Source organism: Pedobacter sp. (assembly GCF_039594775.1).
Classification (GTDB): Bacteria; Bacteroidota; Bacteroidia; order Sphingobacteriales; family Sphingobacteriaceae; genus Pedobacter.
Genome location: NZ_JBCNMT010000001.1, coordinates 1,350,541 through 1,364,743, shown reverse-complemented (window position 1 = coordinate 1,364,743; position 14,203 = coordinate 1,350,541). Strand labels below are relative to the sequence as shown.

General features: G+C 38.1%; 13 protein-coding genes. 2 read left to right on the top strand and 11 right to left on the bottom strand.

The window, feature by feature from the left end; translation table 11 throughout:
- Positions 1–115: 115 nt before the first annotated feature.
- The 6 genes from lepB (ABDV71_RS05800) to ABDV71_RS05775 all read right to left on the bottom strand — a co-directional run bounded on the left by lepB (ABDV71_RS05800) (position 116) and on the right by ABDV71_RS05775 (position 5,893).
- Positions 116–1,309, bottom strand: coding sequence for a signal peptidase I (lepB, locus tag ABDV71_RS05800; RefSeq protein WP_343531467.1), 1,194 nt, complete (start codon positions 1,307–1,309; stop codon positions 116–118).
- 263 nt (positions 1,310–1,572) lie between these two features.
- Positions 1,573–2,766 (bottom strand): signal peptidase I, encoded by a 1,194-nt coding sequence (lepB, locus tag ABDV71_RS05795; protein ID WP_343531466.1) that lies wholly within the window; start codon positions 2,764–2,766, stop codon positions 1,573–1,575.
- 6 nt (positions 2,767–2,772) lie between these two features.
- Entirely contained in the window at positions 2,773–3,513 is a 741-nt protein-coding gene (dapB, locus tag ABDV71_RS05790) for a 4-hydroxy-tetrahydrodipicolinate reductase (protein WP_343531465.1), read from the bottom strand.
- The gene (locus tag ABDV71_RS05785) at positions 3,510–4,181 is read right to left on the bottom strand and encodes a DUF5683 domain-containing protein (protein WP_343531464.1); all 672 of its coding nucleotides are present in this window, start codon (positions 4,179–4,181) and stop codon (positions 3,510–3,512) included. The genes dapB and ABDV71_RS05785 overlap by 4 nt, the downstream gene beginning before the upstream one ends.
- Positions 4,181–5,080, bottom strand: a complete 900-nt coding sequence (locus ABDV71_RS05780) for a ParB/RepB/Spo0J family partition protein (RefSeq protein WP_343531463.1) — start codon at positions 5,078–5,080, stop codon at positions 4,181–4,183. Before ABDV71_RS05780 ends, ABDV71_RS05785 begins: the two co-directional genes overlap by 1 nt.
- 9 nt (positions 5,081–5,089) lie before the next feature.
- Positions 5,090–5,893: an AAA family ATPase gene (locus ABDV71_RS05775; protein ID WP_343531462.1), complete on the bottom strand. Its 804-nt coding sequence runs from the start codon at positions 5,891–5,893 to the stop codon at positions 5,090–5,092.
- Between the two features lie 177 nt (positions 5,894–6,070).
- Here ABDV71_RS05775 and ABDV71_RS05770 point away from each other — a divergent pair, with 177 nt between their 5' ends.
- The gene (locus ABDV71_RS05770) at positions 6,071–6,592 is read left to right on the top strand and encodes an NAD(P)H-dependent oxidoreductase (protein WP_343531461.1); all 522 of its coding nucleotides are present in this window, start codon (positions 6,071–6,073) and stop codon (positions 6,590–6,592) included.
- Between the two features lie 130 nt (positions 6,593–6,722).
- Here the strand turns inward: ABDV71_RS05770 and ABDV71_RS05765 are convergent, their stop codons facing one another.
- Together ABDV71_RS05765 and ABDV71_RS05760 are read right to left on the bottom strand one after the other, a co-directional pair.
- Positions 6,723–7,793, bottom strand: a complete 1,071-nt coding sequence (locus ABDV71_RS05765) for a DUF2891 domain-containing protein (protein WP_343531460.1) — start codon at positions 7,791–7,793, stop codon at positions 6,723–6,725.
- Between the two features lie 102 nt (positions 7,794–7,895).
- Positions 7,896–8,348 carry a hypothetical protein gene (locus ABDV71_RS05760; RefSeq protein WP_343531459.1) on the bottom strand — a complete coding sequence of 151 codons (453 nt, stop codon included), beginning with the start codon at positions 8,346–8,348 and terminating at the stop codon, positions 7,896–7,898.
- Positions 8,349–8,492: 144 nt separating this feature from the next.
- On the opposite strand from ABDV71_RS05760, the gene ABDV71_RS05755 reads away from it, so the two are divergent.
- Positions 8,493–10,124 carry an ABC transporter substrate-binding protein gene (locus ABDV71_RS05755; protein ID WP_343531458.1) on the top strand — a complete coding sequence of 544 codons (1,632 nt, stop codon included), beginning with the start codon at positions 8,493–8,495 and terminating at the stop codon, positions 10,122–10,124.
- A gap of 14 nt (positions 10,125–10,138) precedes the next feature.
- On the opposite strand, the gene ABDV71_RS05750 is transcribed toward ABDV71_RS05755, so the two are convergent.
- The 3 genes from ABDV71_RS05750 to ABDV71_RS05740 all read right to left on the bottom strand — a co-directional run bounded on the left by ABDV71_RS05750 (position 10,139) and on the right by ABDV71_RS05740 (position 14,033).
- A complete protein-coding gene (locus ABDV71_RS05750; protein ID WP_113647172.1) occupies positions 10,139–10,357 on the bottom strand; it encodes a cysteine-rich CWC family protein in 219 nt (72 codons plus the stop codon).
- A gap of 182 nt (positions 10,358–10,539) precedes the next feature.
- Positions 10,540–12,918: a ribonucleoside-diphosphate reductase subunit alpha gene (locus tag ABDV71_RS05745; protein ID WP_343531456.1), complete on the bottom strand. Its 2,379-nt coding sequence runs from the start codon at positions 12,916–12,918 to the stop codon at positions 10,540–10,542.
- Between the two features lie 143 nt (positions 12,919–13,061).
- Positions 13,062–14,033: a ribonucleoside-diphosphate reductase small subunit gene (locus ABDV71_RS05740; RefSeq protein ID WP_343531455.1), complete on the bottom strand. Its 972-nt coding sequence runs from the start codon at positions 14,031–14,033 to the stop codon at positions 13,062–13,064.
- Between the last annotated feature and the right edge of the window lie 170 nt (positions 14,034–14,203).

The following is a 14,203-nucleotide window of genomic DNA, read 5'->3' as shown; positions in this document are numbered from 1 at the left end:
ATCAACATGATGCAAGGTCATATCATTTTGCATAACGTAGGTATAAAAAGCATCACTTTTGGGTGATGCTTTCTACAATTGATGCTGAAATAAATTCAGCATGACGAATCTCTAGTTAATGGATGCCTTTCAAAAGCCTACTCCATCTTATTTTATTAAAGAATGAAGCTTCGCTATCTAAGCTCAACCAAATAAACAGTGCCTTGCCTACAACATGATCTTCAGGTAAAAAGCCCCAGTAACGGGAGTCTTTAGAATTATGTCTATTATCACCCATCATCCAGTAATAGTTCATTTTAAAGGTATATGATTTAGCAATTTTATCATTGATATACCATTCATTACCTTTTTTTTCCACCTTATTTCCTTCATAAGTTCTGATGGCCCTATAATACATTGGCATGGTCAAGCTATCAAGTTTAACTGTCCAACCCTTTTTAGGAATAACCACCGGACCAAAGTTGTCTATATTCCATTTGTAATTCTTATCATTTGGAAATAGGTCATCTTCTTCTGTTTCTGGCTTTACTTCAAGTGACACCTCTTCTACAAAATCATACTTTTTTAACTCCTTAGCCATTTCAGCCGTTCCATTGGCAACATATTGCCTTTCATCTAATTGTATCAGCTCGCCCGTTTTAAATCCTAAATCATCTAATAATTTCAGGTTAACATCGGCCGTTTTAAATCGAATCCTATAAGGCATTTGTGCGGTATTGCTAAAAACAGAAATCTTTCCGTTTACACTTACAATACCATGTTTTGAACTCACGGTATCTCCTGCAATGCCAATACATCTTTTAATGATATTTTCTCTTTTATCAACAGGTCTTGACGTAATGGTATACTGATCATTAATCGATTTCCAACCATATTCTTTAACCAGCTCATAATAACTTGGCTCTTGGTTTTCAATTGCCACGGTATCACCAACCGGAAGATTGAAAACCACGATGTCATTCCGCTTAATATCCTGCAGTCCGGGTAACCTCCTATATTTCCATTGAACACCATCCCAATAGGCTTTTGTATCAATTAAGGGCATGGTATGATGTGCAAAGGGAAAGGCCACGGGAGTCATGGGCACACGTGCGCCATAGTTCACCTTACTTACAAAAAGGAAATCGCCAACTAAAAGTGAGCGTTCCATAGAGCCTGAGGGAATGGTATAGGCCTCAATAAAAAATACACGGATAATCGTTGCGGCTACTACGGCAAATACAATGGCATCAACCCATTCTCTGGTTCTGCTTTTCTTTTGTTTTGGCTTGTCAGAATTATTTTTCTTTCGCCATAATCTTAAGTTCATCAATAGGAAAGTTTAGTTTCCTTATTAGAGATTCTCTGTTTCCTTTTGTTACAAAGCCAGTTACAACACTCCGAAAAACGAGGCCTTAATCAGCTTGCTTGATGAAATACCCCAAGACTTGCGAAGTTTTGGAACGATAAAACCCTCTACAAATTTAAGACTTACGAAGTTTTGAAAACTTCGTAAGTCTAATTTAAAGCCGGGCCACAAAAAAAGCATCACCTATTAAGATGATGCTTTTTTCTAATTGGTTGGTATGCTTTTTAATGGATGCCTTTAAAAATCCTGCTCCATCTTATTTTACTGAAAAACGAACCTTCACTATCTATACTTAACCAAATAAATAATGCCTTTCCTACAATGTGGTCTTCTGGAACAAAGCCCCAGTAGCGCGAATCGGCAGAAGCATGACGGTTATCGCCCATCATCCAGTAATAATTCATTTTGAAGGTATAGGTAGTCGCCTTTTGACCATTTAACATCCAGTCGTTACCTACCTTTTCCAATTTATTTCCTTCATAAATACGAATAGCTCTTTCATATAATGGCATGTTTAAGCTATCTAAAGTAACTGTCCATCCTTTTTTAGGGACTACAAATGGGCCATAGTTATCCAAATTCCATTTTCTGTTTTTATCATGAGGGAAAATCAATGGATCATACTCGTCTGGAGTAGTTAATTCTTCAGTCACTGATTTAATATAGGGAGATTTTTTCAATTCCTTAATCAAATCAGGCGTTCCTTCAAATCTGAAAACCGTTGGTAATGCCGTAGCTCCAATTTTGAAGCCCATGTCTTCAAAAAGCTTTAAATTTACCTCTGAAGTATTAAATTCTACATTGTACCCAAATCCACCTGTACCTACTAACGGCGATGGTGTACCGTTTACTACAGCTAAACCATTCCTCATCGCAATAGTATCACCAGCAATGGCTATACAACGCTTAATAAAATTCTCACGCTTATCAACTGGTCTGCTTACTACTTTAAATTGCGACCATATAGATTCTCTACTTTCTCCTCTTAGCTGCATTTGATAATAGTTATCATCTTGCCTTTCCAACACTACGGTATCTCCCTCCGGAAAATTGAAAACCACTACGTCATTGCGCTTGATTTCTTGGAAACCGGGTAATCTTCTGTATTTCCATTGTACGCCATCCCAATAAGCTTTGGTTCCAAAAAAAGGCATGGTATGGTGCGCAAATGGGAATGCTACCGGTGTCATGGGTACACGAGCACCATAATTTACCTTACTTACAAAAAGGAAATCGCCAACCAAAAGCGAGCGTTCCATAGAACCTGAAGGGATGGTATAGGCCTCTATAAAAAACACGCGGATAATCGTTGCGGCCACCACTGCAAACACAATGGCATCAACCCACTCTCTGGTTTTTGTTTTTTTCTTTTTAGGCTTATCTGAATCTTTTCTTTTTTGCCAGAATTTCCAATTCATTTCTTTCTATTTAAAATTAAATATATCAGCTATGCTGTAAAAACCTTTTTTATTTTGCAGCCATTCTGCGGCTACTACTGCACCCAAAGCGAAACCTGCCCTGCTATGTGCGGTGTGTTTAATCTCAATATCATCAACCTCCGAACTGTATACCACGGTATGAGTGCCTGGTACATTCTCAATTCGAAGTGATTCGATAAGGAGTTGGTCATTTCTCAATTTCTCTGAAATTGGCGTTCCTTCCAATTCGTTAACCCATTCCTTTTTGCTATCTATCTCCTCAATAATTCCTTCGGCAATGGTCATGGCCGTACCGCTTGGTGCATCCAATTTTTGGGTATGATGTATTTCTTCCACCTGCACTTCATAGGCAGGATAATTATTCATCAGCTTGGCCAACACCTTATTTAAATGAAAAAAGATATTGACCCCAATACTAAAATTAGAGCCATAAAGCAATGTATTGTTACTGGCTTCGCAATCGTTCTTAATTCGTTGCAATTCGCCATACCAACCTGTTGTGCCTACCACTACGGGTACGTTAGCTTCAAAACATTTATAAATATTGTCAACTGCAGCATGAGGTGCACTAAAGTCGATGGCCACATCGGCCTTTTTCAGGTTTTCGACAGTGAAATCATCCAGATTCTCAATTCCAATTTTAAGCACAATCTCGTGCCCTCTCTCCATGGAAAAGCGTTCGATAATTTGGCCCATTTTGCCATAGCCTAAAAGTGCTATCTTCATAATCTAAGCGTAAGTTTTAATGCCGGTGCAATATTGCTGTAGCCGTACATAGTGTTTGTGTTGATGATAGAAGGCGATAACTTGATTGATAAAGTTTCGTCGACATTGAAATATTTTAAACGAGCGGTTACATAGGCATCCAAAACATTCAGTCCGTATAAACCTACCAAGGAGATGATGACCACTTCTCGGTTACGTCTATAAATGTTTTTAGCTACGGTAAGCGCATTTACATCCGGATATTGGGTTAACCCATTATTAGGGTCAGGAGTTCCATTATGTGCCTGCCTATATTGTAATTCTCTAAGAAATCGCTTATAATTATTGTTGTTGTCGATATATGACATCACCAACATCGTTCCTCCAGCATAAATAGCTCCAATTTTACCAATGAGGTAAATTTTTTGGCCTACTCTTTTGCCTTGAGTCCTACCGTTCTTCACATCGTCAACCACTAAACCATAGTTATAGAGCTGTCCAAGTCCGGGAAATATCAGGGAGCGGTACACTGCTTTTTTTCCCGCTATTTTGCCTTGGTTGACATATTTTGCAGGAGCAATCGTATCTAATTTAGCTGTAGTATCTTGCTTTACAGGACTCACGGGATTTTGCGCATTTACATAAGCAAATGCGAAACATATAACCACAGAAAGCAAGAATGCTCGCATTACCAATCTAACAGTTCTAAAATTCGATTAAGATCATCGTTGCTCACAAAAGGAATTTCAATAGCTCCCTTGCCATTGTCTTTTACCTTTAGTTTAACGTTGGTTGCAAATTTTGAGGCTAGATCATTCTGTAGCTTTTGGTATTCAAAAGAAACTGCTTCTACTTTGGTCGGGGTTTTTACTTGCACATGGTGAATGCCGCGTACCAGTTCCTCTACCTTACGTACAGAAAGTCCTTTATCAATAATTTCCTGATGGATAAAAAGCTGCTTTTCTTCATCTTCCACCGAAATAAGGGCACGGGCGTGTCCCATCGATATTTTATTATCGCGAATGGAGGCCTGAATAGCTGGTGGTAATTTTAGCAAACGTAGATAATTGGCTACCGTGGTACGGTTTTTACCCACACGTTCACCTAATTGCTCCGCCTTTAGGTTACATTCGTCTATCATTTGTTGAAAGCTCAATGCCACTTCAATGGCATTCAGATTTTCACGTTGAATGTTTTCAATCAACGCCATTTCCAACATTTGCTGGTTATCCGCTGTACGGATATAGGCTGGGATTTCTGTTAAACCAGCAAGTTTAGAAGCTCTAAATCTACGTTCACCAGAAATCAATTGATATTTATCACCGTTTTTACGTACGGTAATAGGTTGAATCAATCCTTGTACCTTAATGGAGTCAGATAGTTCATTAAGTGCTACCTGATCAAACTCGGTACGCGGCTGATAAGGGTTTGTTTCAATATCAGCAATACTAATATGGCTAATACTGCCTACCTGCGGTGCTGCAGGTGCAGTTTCTACGGTAGGCTTAACGGCGTTTACCGTTTCATTATCATCCAAAAGAGCACTTAATCCTTTGCCTAATCCGGTTTTTCTTTGAAAAGATGTCATCTATATATGTTAAATACTTGCCGTTTTTACTTCCTGCTCTTCATCAAGCAATCCGTTTTTACGAACAATTTCTCTTGCTAAGTTTAAATAGTTGATTGCGCCCTTACTGTTGGCATCATGCATAATTACCGATATGCCGTAGCTTGGAGCTTCACTTAAACGGGTGTTACGCTGAATAATGGTTTCGAATACCAAATCTTGGAAGTGTGTTTTTACTTCTTCAACCACTTGGTTAGATAAGCGCAGCCTTACATCGTACATGGTTAAAAGAATCCCTTCTATTTCCAATGCTGGATTTAACCTATTTTGTACAATTTTGATGGTATTCAATAATTTGCCTAAACCTTCTAACGCGAAATACTCGCACTGAACCGGAATAATTACTGAATCGGCAGCAGTTAAGGAGTTAATGGTAATTAAACCCAATGATGGAGAACAATCGATAATGATAAAATCATATTGATCTCTTACTTTATCTAACACCGCTTTCATTTTATACTCGCGATCGGTAAGATTAATCATCTCGATTTCGGCACCTACTAAATCAATATGCGCCGGTAACAGTTCAAGGTTTGGCGTTTCCGTTTTTACAATGGCCTCGCTTGGTTCAACATCATTGATAATGCATTCGTAAATGCTGTTTTTGATGTTTCTTGGGTCAAAGCCAATGCCCGAAGTAGAGTTAGCCTGTGGGTCTGCGTCAACCAAAAGCGTTCTATATTCCAAAACGGCCAAACTAGCTGCTAAATTAATAGATGAAGTGGTTTTACCTACTCCTCCTTTTTGGTTTGCTAAAGCAATTATCTTACTCATTTATTCTCCTTGAAAACGCCACAACTTGTAATGGCTTAATTTTAAACTAAAAATCTTTAAAAAATGCTATTTTTGTGATGTTTAGGCATTTTTTAACAATTAGCTAAGATACGAACTAAAACTAAATATTAGTATCGGTGCTGTTTGTGTTTTACACATCTTATTAACAATTTTTCCATGGTAACCATCATCGCCGGCACTAATAGAACCAATAGCAATACGCTAAAAGTTGCCAAATATTATCAAAAGGAACTGGCTAAAAAGGGCTTACAAACCTCATTGCTTGACCTAAAAGATCTTCCAGCAAATTTTATTGCCGAGGATTTATATGGAAAAAAATCTGAAGCCTTTGAAAAGATACAAGAATTAATGACCAATACAAGTAAGTTTTTGTTCGTGATTCCTGAATATAATGGCAGCTATCCTGGTGTATTGAAAGCATTGATTGATGCTTGTGCTTTCCCTGAAAGCTTCTATGATAAAAAAGCTTGTTTGGTTGGTATTTCCTCTGGAAAATATGGCAATATTAGAGGGATTGAGCATTTCAATGGTGTTTGCGCCTACCTGCACTTGCATGTCATGCCTCTTCGCTTGCATATTTCTTACATTAAACAGGAAATTAATGAAAATGACGAACTCTTTAAAGAGGATACGTTAAAGTTTACCGACCAACAGATGGATAAGTTTATTGCTTATTAGTCAGAAAAGTAGAAAGACGGAAAGTTGCCCTAGCCACTAGCTCAGGTTAATTGATTAATCGTTTATTTGGTTAACTGAACACTAGCTACTAATACCTAGCTCCTAATTCCTAAACACTAGTATCTAGTCCCTACTTTTGCGCCAATGCATAAACCGCGAATGAAGCCAACCAATGATCGCCGCCATAGTTTCCTTTAAAAATCAAAGGCAAGGCATTTGCCAAGAAATGATTAGCGGTATCTTCAAAATGCTTTTTAAGCGCATGACTTTTTGGAAGCTGGGCGGAAACACCTTTCATGCACCAAGCTCTAGTAAACGAAAGGCCAACTAAATGCACCGTTTGATAATCACTTAAGTCGCTAACAATGGGCATTTCACTAATACGGTTGATGCTTCTTTCTTCATAAAAATTATCCAACCATTTGATGAAATCATCTTTAGCCAAAACCCTACGCATCAGATCTGCTATTTCCAAACTTGGCGAAAAGAAGTCGGCTCCATCAGGCTCCATATAAGCGGGTGTTTTTTGATTATCTAGATAAAATGTTTTGGCTTTATCCATCAACTGTATTTCAAAAAGCTTATCGTTTACCGCCCTGGCCCAATCTATCGCAAAAACCAAGGCAAAGGCTGTATTTCCATGTACACCTGTACGGTTTGGATAAGTTTGCTTAGGCAAATAAGCTTTCCAAAGTTCTAAAATCTGCTTGGTTAATGGTTGCAGGGCTGCATGCCATTTTTTCGCCATAGGATTATCCCATTCATATAATTCTTGATCCAATTTTAGCAACCAGGCCCAACCGTAAGTACGTTCAAATATTTTAGCAAGCTCGTATTTCTGAAAATAATCAGCTTCGGCCTGCATATTTTGTAGGGTAAACGTCTTGTTAAGTTTAGCAATGATTTCTGCTTTGTTTTTCAGATTGGGATAAGTACGCAGCAAATGGACCAACATCCAATGTCCATGTACCGAGCTATGCCAATCAAAACAACCATAAAATGCCGGATGTAATTCTGCTGGGGTCAACTTAGCATCCACTGCCGAGTTAATACTATGTGCCGTTTTGTTAGGATATTCCTTATCCATGCACCCTAGAGGTAATACAGAAAGTTTTTCGGCTGTTTCTTTATCTAATTTAGGAACAGTTTGGGCGAAGCTTAAAGAAGAAAGCATTAGCAAGAACAGTAATATTTTTTTCATACAGTAGCTATGATATGTTATTAAGTAATCTATTTTTTGCAATTAACGCCTTTTCCCTTCGCTTCTTTATCTTTATTTCTTGCTCCTTTATCTCTGTTTCAACTAAACCGTAAATCTAATCCATTTATCCCCTTCATAGCCAAAAATAAAATGCCCTGGATGGATCATTTCAGCGATATCTTCCACTAGGGAAACTGCCTCAAGCAGTTTGCTGGTCTTATAATCATCTGCTAAAAGACAAACCCGGTTAAATTTCACCGCGGGCCATTCTTCACTCATCAATACCGGAGCTGTCCTCATCAAATCATCAAGCTGTTTTCCTTGCTCATGGAAAATAATGTAAACCGCCTCTAGTGGCGAGGTAGTCAGCACGGCCCCACCTAATTCGGCAAAAGGTGCCAGCTCAATGTGAGGTTGCCCAAGGGTATCCAAAAAACAAACAGGCACTTTGTCCATGAACTTGATTTTGTGTTCAACAATGGCCAAACGTTCCAACAATTCCTCTCGCAATTCTGCATTGTTTTCGGCATTTATAAGCTCACTTAAAGACGACATTTATTTATGTTATTAGTTTACGGAATAAATTAACCATTAAGAGATTAAGAATATTAAGAAAAAGTAGTTTTGTTACCTCGAAAACTTAATGTACCTTAACTTCTTAATGTTTCTAATTGTACAAAAATAGTATTTCCCTTTTCGATGCGTACCATTAAGCTCAATATATTTTGTTTTTGCTGTATCATTATTCTATTCTCATGTAAAAACAATAAGGATAACGACAAGAAAGTATTCAACATCAATCTCGACCAGAACCTTACCTCGCTAGATCCTGCTTTTGCCCGTAACCAAAACGCGGTTTGGATGATCAACCAAATTTTTAATGGGCTGGTGCAGGTTGATAAAGATTTAAATACGGTCCCTTGTATTGCCAAATCGTGGCAGATTTCTAATGATGGGCTCACTTATACTTTTAACCTGCGCAACGATGTTTTTTTTCAGGATGACCCTTTGTTTAAAAACGGTAAAGGCAGAAAGGTGGTAGCTGATGATTTTGCTTATAGTTTTTACCGACTGATTGATCCTAAAGTAGCTTCTTCTGGCGGTTGGATTTTTAGTGACAAGGTGAAGGACCGCAGCAGTTTTTTGGCTTTAAACGATAGCACATTCCAAGTAACACTGGTAAAACCCTTCCCTGCTTTTATGAACTTATTGACCGCCCAATATTGCTCTGTTGTGCCTAAAGAAGTGGTAGAACATTATGGAAAAGATTTTAGAAATCACCCTGTGGGCACCGGGCCCTTTAAATTTAAATATTGGAAAGAAGATGAGGTATTGGTATTGCTTAAAAACGAAAACTACTTTGAGAAAGATAGCTTGGGCAATCGCATGCCTTTTTTAGATGCAGTGAAGGTGACCTTCATCAACGATAAACAAAGCGCCTTCATGAATTTCCTTAAAAAGGAGCTAGATTTCTTTTACAGCGTTGATGGCAGCTACCGTGATGATATTTTAACCAAAAGTGGTCAAATGACCAGCAAATACAAAGGTGAATTCCAATTGATCAAGGGAGCCTATTTATGCACAGAGTATGTAGGTATATTGGTTGATACCAGCAAAAGCATTGTTAAAAACTCGCCACTACGGTTTAAAAAGGTTAGGCAGGCTATTAACTACGCCATTGACCGTAAAAAACTGATCAAGTACCTACGCAATAGTATTGGTACGCCAGCCACTTCGGGTTTTATTCCCAGAGGGATGCCGGGTTTTGACAGCACCAAGGTAAAAGGCTATGATTACAACCCTACTTTAGCGGCCAAATTACTGGCTGAAGCAGGTTTCGCGAATGGCAAAGGAATGCCAGAAATAAAATTGAGCACTTCAACCACTTATAAAGACCTGATTGAATTTATTCAAGGAGAATTGGGTAACATTGGCATTAAGGCAAAAGTGGACGTAAGCCCAAGCGCAAGCTTAAGAGACTTGATGTCGAAAAATGAGGTGGGCTTTTTTAGAGGGTCTTGGATTGCCGATTATCCTGATGGAGAGAATTACCTGTCGGTATTTTATTCCAAAAATAAAGTCCCTTTTGGTCCTAACTATACAGGATACTTTAACAAAGAATTTGACAAGCTTTTTGAACAAAGCTATTATGAAAATGACCCTAAGAAACGTTTTGAGCTTTACCACAAAATGGACAATATGGTATTAGAAAATGCTTCGGTAGTGCCAATTTTATATGACCAGTCTGTAGTGATGCTACAAAACAACATTAGCGGCTATGTGATTAATCCCTTAAGTTTAATGATTTTAAAAGGAGTGAAAAAGAGATAAGCGGTCTGTTTGAGTTAACCTAATTCTTCCCGATACTCTTGTTGTAACTCCAACAGGCATTTGGCGCAAAGACAACCGTCATACAGTTCACTCACGTATTGCACTTCGTTAATGCTTAGCTGCACCACGCTGCACTGGCATTTGGTATAGGCATTGGCCTTGCACTCAATAGCAGTCCCACATCGCTCGCAAGCAATAATTTCGTGTTTACTATGTTTTTGAATGTTGTTCATTAGTTCATTGGTTCACTAGTTCACTTGTCATGATGTAGAATACTAATTAACCAATGACAAATAAACCAATGAACTAAAGGCAAAAGTACGGACAAAAAAATAAGGTTCTGAACTTTCGTCCAAAACCTTACTTTATTATTGCGTTTACCTAAAGCTTTTCGCTTTCGGCTTTAAGCTTAAGATTAACCTGAACAGCTAATGCAACCTTCTTCCATGGTACAAACCGGACCAGAAATAATTTCTTCTGCTGGATTGTCGATCACTTCTGGAATAACTGCCTCAATAGCCTTTCCTGCTTGATTTTCTACCGTAAACTTAACCGCTTGGGAAGCTGCTTGTGTGCGTAGGTAGTACATACCTGTTTTCAATCCTTTTTTCCAAGCATAGAAATGCATTGAAGTTAGTTTTGAAGTATTTGGTGCATTGATAAATAAGTTTAATGATTGAGATTGGCAAATATATGCACCTCTATCAGCAGACATATCAATGATATTCTTCATCTTAATTTCCCAAACTGTTTTGTACAGTTCTTTGATATAATCAGGGATTTCTGGAATGTCTTGAATAGATCCGTTAGCCAAGATAATTCTATCTTTCATTTGAGGGCTCCACAAACCTAAAGCTACTAAGTCTTTCAATAAGTGTTTGTTTACCACGATAAACTCGCCACTTAATACACGACGGGTGTAAATATTTGAAGTATAAGGTTCAAAACACTCGTTGTTTCCTAAGATTTGAGAAGTTGAGGCAGTTGGCATTGGTGCTACCAATAATGAATTGTACACCCCTGTTTTTACCACACGTTTGCGTAATGCATCCCAATCCCAACGGTTGCTTTCTGGCGTAACGTTCCACAAGTCGAACTGGAATTTACCTTTAGAAAGTGGAGAACCTTTGAAAGTTTTGTATGGACCATGTTTCACTGCCAAATCAGCCGAAGCGGTCATTGCAGCAAAGTAGATGGTTTCAAAAATATCTTTGTTCAATTGTTTAGCGGCATCGCTTTCAAAAGGATAACGCATTAAGATAAATGCATCGGCCAAACCTTGTACCCCTAAACCAATTGGACGGTGGCGCAAGTTAGAGTTTTCTGCCTCTTTTACTGGGTAGTAGTTATAATCGATGATTTTATTCAAGTTCAAGGCAGCTTGGTAAGTTACCTCGTATAGTTTTTGATGATCAAACTCACCATTAATTACGAAACGAGGTAATGCCAATGAAGCTAAATTACAAACCGCTACTTCATCTTTAGAGGTATACTCGATGATCTCGGTACATAAGTTAGAAGATTTAATGGTTCCTAAGTTTTGTTGGTTCGATTTGCTATTTGCAGCATCTTTATACAATAAATAAGGAGTTCCGGTCTCAATTTGCGAATCTAAAATAGCAAACCAAAGTTCTTGTGCTTTTACTACTTTACGTGCTCTTCCTTCTTGCTCATATTTAACATATAACTTGTTGAATTCTTCGCTATGGCAATCTGCTAAACCTGGTGCCTCATCTGGAGAGAATAAGCTCCAATCGCCGTTCTCTTCTACACGTTGCATGAATAAGTCGGAAATCCAAAGCGCATAGAACAAGTCACGAGCACGCATCTCTTCTTTACCATGGTTTTTACGCAAATCCAAGAATTCGAAAACGTCAGCATGCCAAGGCTCTAAATAAATAGCAAAGGCACCTTTACGTTTACCGCCACCTTGGTCTACATAACGAGCAGTGTCATTAAATACACGCAACATTGGCACAATACCGTTGCTTGTACCGTTAGTACCACCAATATAAGCTCCTGTTGCACGGATATTGTGGATGCTTAGACCAATACCACCTGCGCTTTGAGAAATTTTAGCAGTTTGCTTTAAAGTATCATAAATACCTTCAATGCTGTCGTCTTGCATAGTTAACAAGAAACATGATGACATTTGAGGCTTTGGCGTAGCTGCATTGAATAACGTTGGTGTAGCATGTGTAAACCAACGCTCACTCATCAGGTTATAAGTAGCAATAGCGCTTTCAATATCCTCTTTGTGGATACCGATAGCCACACGCATAAACAAATGCTGAGGACGTTCTACGATTGCACCGTTAACTTTAAGTAAGTAAGATTTTTCTAATGTTTTGAAACCGAAATAATCAAAGCCAAAATCTCTGTCGTAAATAATGGTACTGTCCAAAATTTCAGCGTTGTCTTGGATTACTTTCCATACGTCATCAGCAATTAAGGCTGAATCTTTCCCTGTTTTTGGATCAATGTAGTTATACAATAGTTCCATTGTTTTGGAAAACGACTTTAACGTATTTTTGTGCAAGTTAGAAACGGCAATACGTGAAGCTAACAAAGCATAGTCAGGATGTTTAGTGGTTAAAGACGCTGCAGTTTCAGCTGCTAAGTTATCCAATTCGGAAGTGGTTACTCCATCGTACAAACCTTCAATCACTTTTCTAGCTACATCAATTGGATCTACCAGTTCAGCATTAAAACCATAGCACAGCTTCTCTATCCTAGCTGTAATTTTGTCAAATTTCACCGCTTCTCTGCGGCCATCTCTTTTTATTACAAACATCCTTACTAAATTTTATGGTGCATATCTACATAGCGGCACCCGGTTTCAAAATATATTTAATGAGTGACTTTTGAATTTTAAATGAGGGAATGTGAAGATTACTACCTTATTCAATCACTCTCTCATTCAAAATTCAATCATTTCTAAAAGTCTTCGTCTAATGAGAAAGCTTGCGCTTTATCTTCCGAGGCAGTTAATACACCGCTTTTTTGGTAATCGCCTACACGTTTCTCAAAGAAATTGGTTTTTCCTTGCAATGAAATCATTTCCATGAAATCGAAAGGATTGGTAGCGTTATAAATTTTAGCATAGCCCAATTCTCCCAACCATCTATCGGCCACAAATTCAATATATTGTTTCATTAAATCTGCATTCATGCCAATTAGTTTAACTGGTAACGCATCGCTAATAAAATCCTTCTCAATTTCTACTGCATCTTTAATAATGGTGTGTACCTGTTCTTGGCTAAGTTTATTTTGTAGCATGCTATATAATAAACATGCAAATTCACAATGCGAACCTTCATCTCTTGAGATTAATTCATTACTGAAGGTTAAGCCTGGCATCAAGCCACGTTTCTTTAACCAAAAGATTGAACAGAAACTACCACTAAAGAAAATACCTTCCACTGCGGCGAAAGCCACTAATCTTTCTGCAAAAGTTCCGTTCTCAATCCAGCGCAATGCCCATTCTGCTTTTTTCTTAACAGCAGGCACCGTTTCAATGGCATGGAAAAGTCTATCTTTTTCTTCTGGATCTTTTACATAAGTATCAATTAGCAAAGCATAGGTTTCAGAATGGATGTTCTCCATCATGATCTGGAAACCATAATAACAACGTGCTTCTGGAATTTGAACCTCGCTCATAAAGTTAACGGCAAGATTTTCATTCACAATACCGTCGCTGGCAGCAAAGAAAGCCAAAATATGAGAAATGAAATGACGCTCGCCACTATTCAAATTCTCCCAATGCTTGATGTCGTCAGACAAATCAATTTCTTCCGCCGTCCAAAAGCTAGCTTCTGCTTTCTTATACATCTCCCAAATAGCGGGATACTTAATTGGCAATAGCACAAAACGGTCCTTGTTTTCCTTTAATAATAATTCTTCTTCCATAAACTCTCTTTTTACGTTGTTAGAAAATGTCTTGCTGCAGCATAAATGATATTCTTTAACAGTGAAACCGCCTAACAAACCGTACTTAGTTTACATAATTAAAAAAGTTGGGGTTATCTACTTTTTAAAACGAACTAAATAGCAATCAGTTATAACAATAATTGGGGTGC

Excerpts from the sequence above, each read along its gene's own strand:
- ABDV71_RS05760 (WP_343531459.1), bottom strand. The coding sequence starts at position 8,348 with ATGTCGTCTTTAAGTGAGCTTATAAATGCCGAAAACAATGCAGAATTG.
- ABDV71_RS05755 (WP_343531458.1), top strand. The coding sequence starts at position 8,493 with ATGCGTACCATTAAGCTCAATATATTTTGTTTTTGCTGTATCATTATT.
- ABDV71_RS05750 (WP_113647172.1), bottom strand. The coding sequence starts at position 10,357 with ATGAACAACATTCAAAAACATAGTAAACACGAAATTATTGCTTGCGAG.
- lepB (WP_343531467.1), bottom strand. The coding sequence starts at position 1,309 with ATGAACTTAAGATTATGGCGAAAGAAAAATAATTCTGACAAGCCAAAA.
- ABDV71_RS05775 (WP_343531462.1), bottom strand. The coding sequence starts at position 5,893 with ATGAGTAAGATAATTGCTTTAGCAAACCAAAAAGGAGGAGTAGGTAAA.
- dapB (WP_343531465.1), bottom strand. The coding sequence starts at position 3,513 with ATGAAGATAGCACTTTTAGGCTATGGCAAAATGGGCCAAATTATCGAA.
- ABDV71_RS05770 (WP_343531461.1), top strand. The coding sequence starts at position 6,071 with ATGGTAACCATCATCGCCGGCACTAATAGAACCAATAGCAATACGCTA.
- lepB (WP_343531466.1), bottom strand. The coding sequence starts at position 2,766 with ATGAATTGGAAATTCTGGCAAAAAAGAAAAGATTCAGATAAGCCTAAA.
- ABDV71_RS05785 (WP_343531464.1), bottom strand. The coding sequence starts at position 4,181 with ATGCGAGCATTCTTGCTTTCTGTGGTTATATGTTTCGCATTTGCTTAT.
- ABDV71_RS05765 (WP_343531460.1), bottom strand. The coding sequence starts at position 7,793 with ATGAAAAAAATATTACTGTTCTTGCTAATGCTTTCTTCTTTAAGCTTC.
- ABDV71_RS05745 (WP_343531456.1), bottom strand. The coding sequence starts at position 12,918 with ATGTTTGTAATAAAAAGAGATGGCCGCAGAGAAGCGGTGAAATTTGAC.
- ABDV71_RS05740 (WP_343531455.1), bottom strand. The coding sequence starts at position 14,033 with ATGGAAGAAGAATTATTATTAAAGGAAAACAAGGACCGTTTTGTGCTA.
- ABDV71_RS05780 (WP_343531463.1), bottom strand. The coding sequence starts at position 5,080 with ATGACATCTTTTCAAAGAAAAACCGGATTAGGCAAAGGATTAAGTGCT.